The sequence below is a fragment of the Nesterenkonia maliinae genome, assembly GCF_051262655.1.
In the GTDB taxonomy this organism is placed as follows: domain Bacteria; phylum Actinomycetota; class Actinomycetes; order Actinomycetales; family Micrococcaceae; genus Nesterenkonia.
This window is the reverse complement of record NZ_JBIMEY010000018.1, coordinates 1-6599: the sequence shown is the minus strand read 5'-3', so window position 1 is coordinate 6599 and position 6599 is coordinate 1. Positions and strand designations below refer to the sequence as shown.

The following is a 6599-nucleotide window of genomic DNA, read 5'->3' as shown; positions in this document are numbered from 1 at the left end:
TACGTGGCTCCACTCCCAGGAGCTGACGAACATCAGGCCATACATGACCACCATCCCGGTCAGGATCATGGCCGCAAATCGCAGGTACATCTTCTTCTGGTGGGAGGAGTGCTTGTCCTGGTGACCATGGTCCTGCGTGTGGTCTTTATTCGTGTCTGGCATCGGCCAAGCTCCGTTCTCTGAGAGGGTCGTGATCAATTGGGGGCTTATCGAATCAGCTGTTGTTCCGGGACACACCCAAATCCACCACACAAGATGACACAGGGGTGACGGTGCTCCATATCTAACGACGGGGGTTGGCACCCTAGGCCAGGGGTGGGGCGGTTCGCTGACGGACATTATGCAGGGTTCAAATACTTGAGAGTCGGCAGTAATCTCATAGGCACTGGCGCCGTGCCGGACACAGTCCATGGCAAGCGTCCCCAGGAGCAACGAGAGGAACACCATGACTCACGTGACCGCCATGCTTCAAGCACATCCCAAGAAGGATCACGGGATCGATCAGGAGAAGCTCGCTGCGTGTATCGCCGCCTGTTTCGAATGCTCACAGACCTGCACCGCGTGCGCTGATGCCTGTCTCAGTGAACCGATGGCGGGTGAGATGGCGACCTGTATTAGCACAGATCTGGACTGCGCCGATATCTGCCTGACCACCGGGCGGATCCTCACCCGGCTCACCGGAGAGAACAAGGCAGTGGTCCGCGCGATTCTGCAAGCCTGCCGAGAGGCGTGTCGAGGCTGTGCCCAGGAATGTGAGAGCCACGCGGAGATGCATGAGCATTGTCGTCTCTGTGCAGAGGCGTGCCGGCGCTGCGAGGCCGCCTGTGAGGAGCTGCTCAGCTCCCTGGGATGACCGACGACCCCTCCAGCGCAAGAGCACGGTATCGTCCGCCGGATGAACCCCGCCGTGACCCGCCCGGAAGGGCGGGCCACGGCGGGGTTCAAGTTGGCCTCATGGCCTGACGCGGCCCGCGCCAGCAGCACATCCTCCGTGGTGGGAGGGGGTGCTCATAGTCGCCCTTCTGCCCGTATCGGGACGAGCGGTGTGGCCATGGACGCTCAGGGGTGCTCAGGATCCAGCGATGGAGTATCCAGCGTCGTGCACTGCGGAGCGCACAGCCTCCGGGTCTGCTGGACCGGTCACCGTCACGGCAGAGGCGCCTTTGGTCTGAAGATCAATCTCCACGGACTGGACCCCCTTCACGGCACGGACGGCGTCCTGGACACTCCCGACGCAGTGGCCACAAGTCATGCCCTCCACCGTGTAGACGACCGTCACCCCCGCAGGGGTCGACACGGGGGGAGTGTTGCTGTGGTCCTCAGTGGGAGAAGGTGAGCAGCAGGCGCAGTCGGTGGAAGCCAGAGGCAGCAGCGGGTGAGTATCGGCAGTCATGGGGAAACTCCTTGGGCGTGGTCGGGACGCGCAGTAATCGGTACACCCACTCTTTTTATACCCCCGGGGGGTATAATGCAAGGGTGGGCGCTCCGGTCTTCATCGAATCTTCAGGCGCCCTCGACCGGTTCTGCCTGAGCCCGGTAATAGGCTGGAAGGTCGACCTCCTGATCTGAAGAACTCCCGGCACGCATTGGAAGGGCTGTATGACTGCTTTGAATCGAAGGCTCCTGCTCAGCGGCGGGCTCGGTCTGCTCGGCGCAGGTGTTATCACCGCGTGCGCTGAACCTGGACCGTCGGCAGGATCTGAAGCAGGCGCGGGACCCCAGGACGGTGCAGACTCGGAGGCCGAAACCGCGATAGGTCATGTCCATGGCATCGGGCGCGACCCTTCCGACGGGGTGGTGCTGCTGGCTACCCACTACGGCCTGTTCCGCGTTCAAGACGGTGAACTGGTCTCGGTGGGCCCCACTGTGGACCTGATGGGATTCACACTCGCCCCCGAGGGCCGCTACCTCGCCTCGGGTCACCCAGGAGCTGGCTCAGATCTGCCCGAACCCGTGGGGCTGATCGAGTCCACAGATCAGGGGGAGAGCTGGACGGTGCTCTCACGGGGCGGGGAATCGGACTTCCATGCTCTGACTGCTGGTGCTGGGCGCATTCTCGGTTTCGACGGGGAGCTGCGCATGAGCACAGACGGCGAGAACTGGGAGACGCTGTCTATTTCGGCGCCTCCTGCGGCTCTGGCCGTGGCTCCGGGAACGGGGGAGATCGCCGCGGCGACCGAGGCCGGGCTGCTGCTCTCCGCCGACGGGTCCAGCTGGGAGACTCTTGAGACCCCGAGTTTGATCTCGCGTGTGGCATGGGCCGATGAGACCACGATCGTCGGGTCAGGAATTGATGGGCGACTGATGACCAGCCGCGACGCCGGGCAGAGCTGGAGCGCCAGCGAGGAGCCGGTGGGTGAGGTCGTCGCCCTGGGAGCCAGTCTCACCGAGGACGGGTCCGTGGAGGCGCTGTTGGTCGTGGACTCGACCGTGCTGCGCACCGTGGACGGCGGGAACACCGTCGAACAACTGGCCTGACACGAGCCGAGCACAATTCAAGAAAGTGGGCCCTGCCGGGATGCAGGTGCATCCCGGCAGGGCCCTCCATTTCTCGGTGGGTCAGAGTTCTTCGAGCATGGTCTCCATCTCGTCGATCTCGGCCTGCTGGTCAGAGATGATGGTCTCCGAGAGTTCCAGGGCCTCCGGGTTCTCGCCGTTGTCGAGGTGATCTTCTGCGGAGGACACCGCACCTTCATGGTGGGCGATCATCTGCTGCAGGAACAGTCTGGATGCTTCAGTGCCGGTGGCGTTCTCGAGTTGGCTGAGGTCGTCCTCGCTCATCATGCCTTCCATGTCCGACATGCTCTCCATCGAGTCCATGTCCTCCATGTCCCCGTCACCGTGGTCCATGCCTTCCATGCCTTCCATGTCCCCGTCACCGTGGTCCATGCCTTCCATGTCGCCATCACTGGTGCCTTCTTCGCCCCAGGCGTCCAGCCATGATTGCATCTGTTCGATCTCCGGGCCCTGGGCCTCACGGATGTCCTCGGCCAGCGTGGTGACCTCTGGCTCGATGTCGTCCTTCTCGAGCAGGATGTCGGACATCTCCACAGCCTGCTGGTGATGCATCGCCATCCCGGAGACGTAGTCCACGTCTGACTCGTTGTACTGCGCTGAGACTTCCTCGGCGCTCTGGGTGGTCTCCGGTGCGGACTCGCTGGGTTCTTCTGATGAGCCGCACCCGGCGAGGGCGGCGGCAAGTGCGAAAGCTCCGATGCTGGCGGTCAACGTCTTCGTGGTCATGGGGTTACTCCTAGATCAGGCGGATTCTCGGTGATGTCCAGGACAACACCGGTGTGCGCGCACTGATGCCTGTGATGCCTGGTCTGCAGGGAATCTTCATCGAACCCATACACATCGTGAGTCAGGCGCCGATGTTCGTCTTCAGACTGCTGGCGCCCGATGAAATTGTTGTGCGGCGCACTCTCGGTCGCCGGACTGGGTCTCTTGCAGCGGCCCCGGTGGAACCGATGCGGCCAGGGCGCGGAGAACGCGGCCGGCGTAGGCTGGGACGTGGCTCCTGGCCTCCATGATTAATGATGGATTCGTCACAGGCTCTCTCCTCGAGTGAAGGCCCCGGCCGCTCAAGCCGTAAATCCCACACGTGAACTCTGGAAGAGTCACTCACCCCGCCGCAAGACCCTCAGCAGACCTGAGAGGACGATCCAATGCGGAAAGTCGTGTACTACCTCGACCAAGGAGCGCAGATGAACCCAGCACAGACGACCGGTCGGATCCTCGTGGTCGATGATGAGGTCGATCTGTCCCGGCTGATCGAGGGGTATCTGCGTAAAGCCGGGTTGGACGTCACCGTGCGCCATGACGGCACCGAAGCGGTCGCCGCGGTGCGCAGCTTCGGCCCGGACGTGGTAGTGCTGGATCTGGGATTGCCCGGCATCGACGGGATCGAGGTGTGTCGACAGGTCAGAACCCTCTCGGACTGCCACGTGCTGATGCTCACCGCCCGTGACGATGAGATCGACAAGATCATCGGGCTCTCGGTCGACGCTGACGACTACGTGACCAAGCCCTTCAGCCCCCGGGAGCTCGTCGCCCAGGTCCAGGCCATGCTGCGCCGAGCCCGCACCAGGCGTGGGCTTCAGACTGGGGTTCGGGCACTGTGGGGGGCGGATTCTGGGAGAGGCCGATCGTAAGGTCAACGCCACGTTTAGTGGAATGCATGCTTGAATGATCGAGGTCACCGCTGAAGAGCGTGCCGGTGCCGCGAAGCTTCGGTGCAGAGCCCATCTATCCGTAGACATAGCGCTCACCGATCACCCAGATGGCAGCGGCGGAGGTTCTGAGCTCCCCGCCGCGTCGCGTTGGGTACCTCAAGAGAAGCTCTTCGACACCACTAGCCCCCGGGAGACGTAGATGGCGGATATACCGAACGAATCGGCACACGAGAGCAGCCGACCGAGACGCTTCACGGTCCCTGGGCTGTGGACTGATGTGATGGGCCGGCTGGGCATTCGAGCGCTGCAGCTGCTGCTCATCGGTACCGTGACCGCCCTGCTGGTGTTCGCCATGTTGAACGTGGCGGTTGTGGTCATTCCCGCTCTGCTCGCCGTGATCCTGGCGTGCGCACTGTGGCCTCTGGTCCACCTTGCTCGCCGCGTCATGCCTACCGTACTCGCCGCCTGGACGGTTCTGTTCGGCGCTCTGCTCGTGCTGGGAGGCGTGGGCACTGGCCTGTTCTTCTCGGTGCTCAACCAGTGGCCCTCGCTGGTGGACCAGGCGGGCCAGGGGTTCAACGAACTGCGCAACCTGGTCGAGGACCTCATGGGCAACTTCGGCATCACCATCGACCAGGCGCAGATCGACGGTGCGATCGATTCGGTGTCCTCCTTCGTCACGAGTTCCAGTTTCGGGTCGGGTGCGGTGAGTACCCTCGGCGCCGCAGGCAGCTTCCTCACGGGGTTGATCCTGCTGCTCGTGATCCTGTTCTTCTTCCTCAAAGACGGTGATCGCATCTGGGCGTTCTTCGTGTCTTGGACACCGCAGCACTTCCGGGGCAAGTGGATAGCCTCCGGAAACCGGGCGGTTCAGACCTTCGGCAGCTACGTCCGAGGTACCGCTCTGATCGCCGCGATCGACGCGGTCGGCATCACCGTCGCATTACTCATCCTCCAGGTTCCGCTGGCCCTGCCCCTCGGTGTGTTGATCTTCCTCGGTGGATTCGTCCCCGTCATCGGAGCCACCGTCGCTGGAGCGCTGGCCACCCTTGTGGCCCTTGTCGCCAATGGCCCGGTCACCGCACTGATCGTTCTTGCCGTGGTCATCGTGATTCAGCAGCTGGATGGGAACCTGCTGCAGCCGTTGGTGATGGCCCACACGTTGAACCTTCACGCTCTGGTGATACTGGTCGCCCTGACCGCCGGCACGGTATTGGCCGGTGTGGTCGGGGCCTTGTTATCGGTTCCGCTCACGGCCGTCGCCTGGGACATCATCAAGGTCTGGACCGGGCGCGACAGAACGGCAGAGTTTGATCCTGTTGCTGAAGCGAGTGAGCAGATCGAAGCCTCACAGAAGGGTCGCGACAAACACCCCGCCAACCACAGTTCAGACTCCGAAGAAAATGAGGAGACATGATCCCAGGTCTCCGGGCGTCCTGTAGCTGGTCAAGACCCGGGGCCCCAGGATTGAGCATTCGGACGCATGCGATGCCGGTTTTGCGCAGGTAGGTGGGCACCTCGACCGCGCTGAAAAGCGCACGGTAACGGAGGGTCCACCGGGTACCTTTCTGATTCAGCACCGCACCTTCCAAGGAGGCTGGACTACTGTAGAGGACACGGCGCGCTCCGAACCCGCCGAGCACCAGATCGATATACCGCATGAACCGCAGTATGAGAGAAGGAGCAAAACCATGACTCACCGCGTGACATCGATGCTGGACACCTACCCGAAAGATATCGAGTGGGTGGACAAGCAGAAGCTGGCTGAGTGCATCGAAGCGTGCTTCGAATGCGCACAGATTTGTACCGCCTGCGCCGACGCATGTCTGGCCGAAGACATGATCGCGGAGCTGACCACCTGCATCCGCAAAAACACTGACTGCGCCGATATCTGCGTGACGACCGGCAGCATCCTTTCCCGTCAGACCGGCAACAATGTCGAGGTCATCCGCGCCGTTGTGGAAGCCTGCCGCGTCGCATGCAAGTCCTGCGCGGACGAGTGCGCTCAGCACGCAGACCATCACGACCACTGCCGCGTCTGCGCCGAGGCCTGCCGCCGCTGCGAGCAGGCCTGCGCCGACCTGCTCTCCTCCATCGGCTGAGCAATACCCCGAACAGCACCCACCGCCGACTAGCCATTGGAGCTGCCCGGGAGGTTCGGGCAGAGATGCACCGCAAGCCGCAACGTACGCCGGGACCGCAGCCCGCTGGCTGAATAGACATGCTGTTTCTGCACCCATCTCACAGGGCGAAGCTTGGCCCATGTCAGACACGCACAACGACCACACGCAGGACCATGGTCACCAGGACGAGCACTCTTCCCACCAGAAGAGGTTGTACCTGCGATTTGCGGCCATGATCCTGACCGGGATGGTGGTCGTGTATGGCCTGATGTTCGTCAGCTCCTGGGAGTGGAGCCACGTC

7 protein-coding genes are annotated in these 6599 nt (G+C 62.7%); 5 read left to right on the top strand and 2 right to left on the bottom strand.

What is annotated here, in order from left to right; all coding sequences use genetic code 11:
• Positions 1-445: 445 nt before the first annotated feature.
• Positions 446-853 carry a four-helix bundle copper-binding protein gene (locus tag ACHAA4_RS15340; RefSeq protein WP_435775049.1) on the top strand — a complete coding sequence of 136 codons (408 nt, stop codon included), beginning with the start codon at positions 446-448 and terminating at the stop codon, positions 851-853.
• A gap of 216 nt (positions 854-1069) precedes the next feature.
• On the opposite strand, the gene ACHAA4_RS15335 is transcribed toward ACHAA4_RS15340, so the two are convergent.
• Entirely contained in the window at positions 1070-1297 is a 228-nt protein-coding gene (locus tag ACHAA4_RS15335) for a heavy-metal-associated domain-containing protein (protein WP_435775048.1), read from the bottom strand.
• 302 nt (positions 1298-1599) lie between these two features.
• Between ACHAA4_RS15335 and ACHAA4_RS15330 the strand changes: the two genes are divergently transcribed.
• The gene (locus ACHAA4_RS15330) at positions 1600-2478 is read left to right on the top strand and encodes a F510_1955 family glycosylhydrolase (RefSeq protein WP_435775047.1); all 879 of its coding nucleotides are present in this window, start codon (positions 1600-1602) and stop codon (positions 2476-2478) included.
• A gap of 81 nt (positions 2479-2559) precedes the next feature.
• On the opposite strand, the gene ACHAA4_RS15325 is transcribed toward ACHAA4_RS15330, so the two are convergent.
• On the bottom strand, positions 2560-3243 hold the full coding sequence (locus ACHAA4_RS15325) for a DUF305 domain-containing protein (protein ID WP_435775046.1): 684 nt from the start codon (positions 3241-3243) through the stop codon (positions 2560-2562).
• A 464-nt stretch (positions 3244-3707) separates the two neighbouring features.
• Between ACHAA4_RS15325 and ACHAA4_RS15320 the strand changes: the two genes are divergently transcribed.
• From ACHAA4_RS15320 to ACHAA4_RS15310, 3 genes are all read left to right on the top strand, one after another.
• Entirely contained in the window at positions 3708-4154 is a 447-nt protein-coding gene (locus ACHAA4_RS15320) for a response regulator transcription factor (protein WP_435775045.1), read from the top strand.
• 301 nt (positions 4155-4455) lie between these two features.
• Positions 4456-5592: an AI-2E family transporter gene (locus tag ACHAA4_RS15315; RefSeq protein ID WP_435775044.1), complete on the top strand. Its 1137-nt coding sequence runs from the start codon at positions 4456-4458 to the stop codon at positions 5590-5592.
• A 274-nt stretch (positions 5593-5866) separates the two neighbouring features.
• Positions 5867-6277 carry a four-helix bundle copper-binding protein gene (locus ACHAA4_RS15310; protein ID WP_435775043.1) on the top strand — a complete coding sequence of 137 codons (411 nt, stop codon included), beginning with the start codon at positions 5867-5869 and terminating at the stop codon, positions 6275-6277.
• Positions 6278-6599 lie beyond the last annotated feature (322 nt).

Coding starts and splice junctions, on each gene's coding strand:
- ACHAA4_RS15325 (WP_435775046.1), bottom strand. CDS start 3,243: ATGACCACGAAGACGTTGACCGCCAGCATCGGAGCTTTCGCACTTGCC.
- ACHAA4_RS15310 (WP_435775043.1), top strand. CDS start 5,867: ATGACTCACCGCGTGACATCGATGCTGGACACCTACCCGAAAGATATC.
- ACHAA4_RS15340 (WP_435775049.1), top strand. CDS start 446: ATGACTCACGTGACCGCCATGCTTCAAGCACATCCCAAGAAGGATCAC.
- ACHAA4_RS15330 (WP_435775047.1), top strand. CDS start 1,600: ATGACTGCTTTGAATCGAAGGCTCCTGCTCAGCGGCGGGCTCGGTCTG.
- ACHAA4_RS15315 (WP_435775044.1), top strand. CDS start 4,456: ATGGGCCGGCTGGGCATTCGAGCGCTGCAGCTGCTGCTCATCGGTACC.
- ACHAA4_RS15320 (WP_435775045.1), top strand. CDS start 3,708: ATGAACCCAGCACAGACGACCGGTCGGATCCTCGTGGTCGATGATGAG.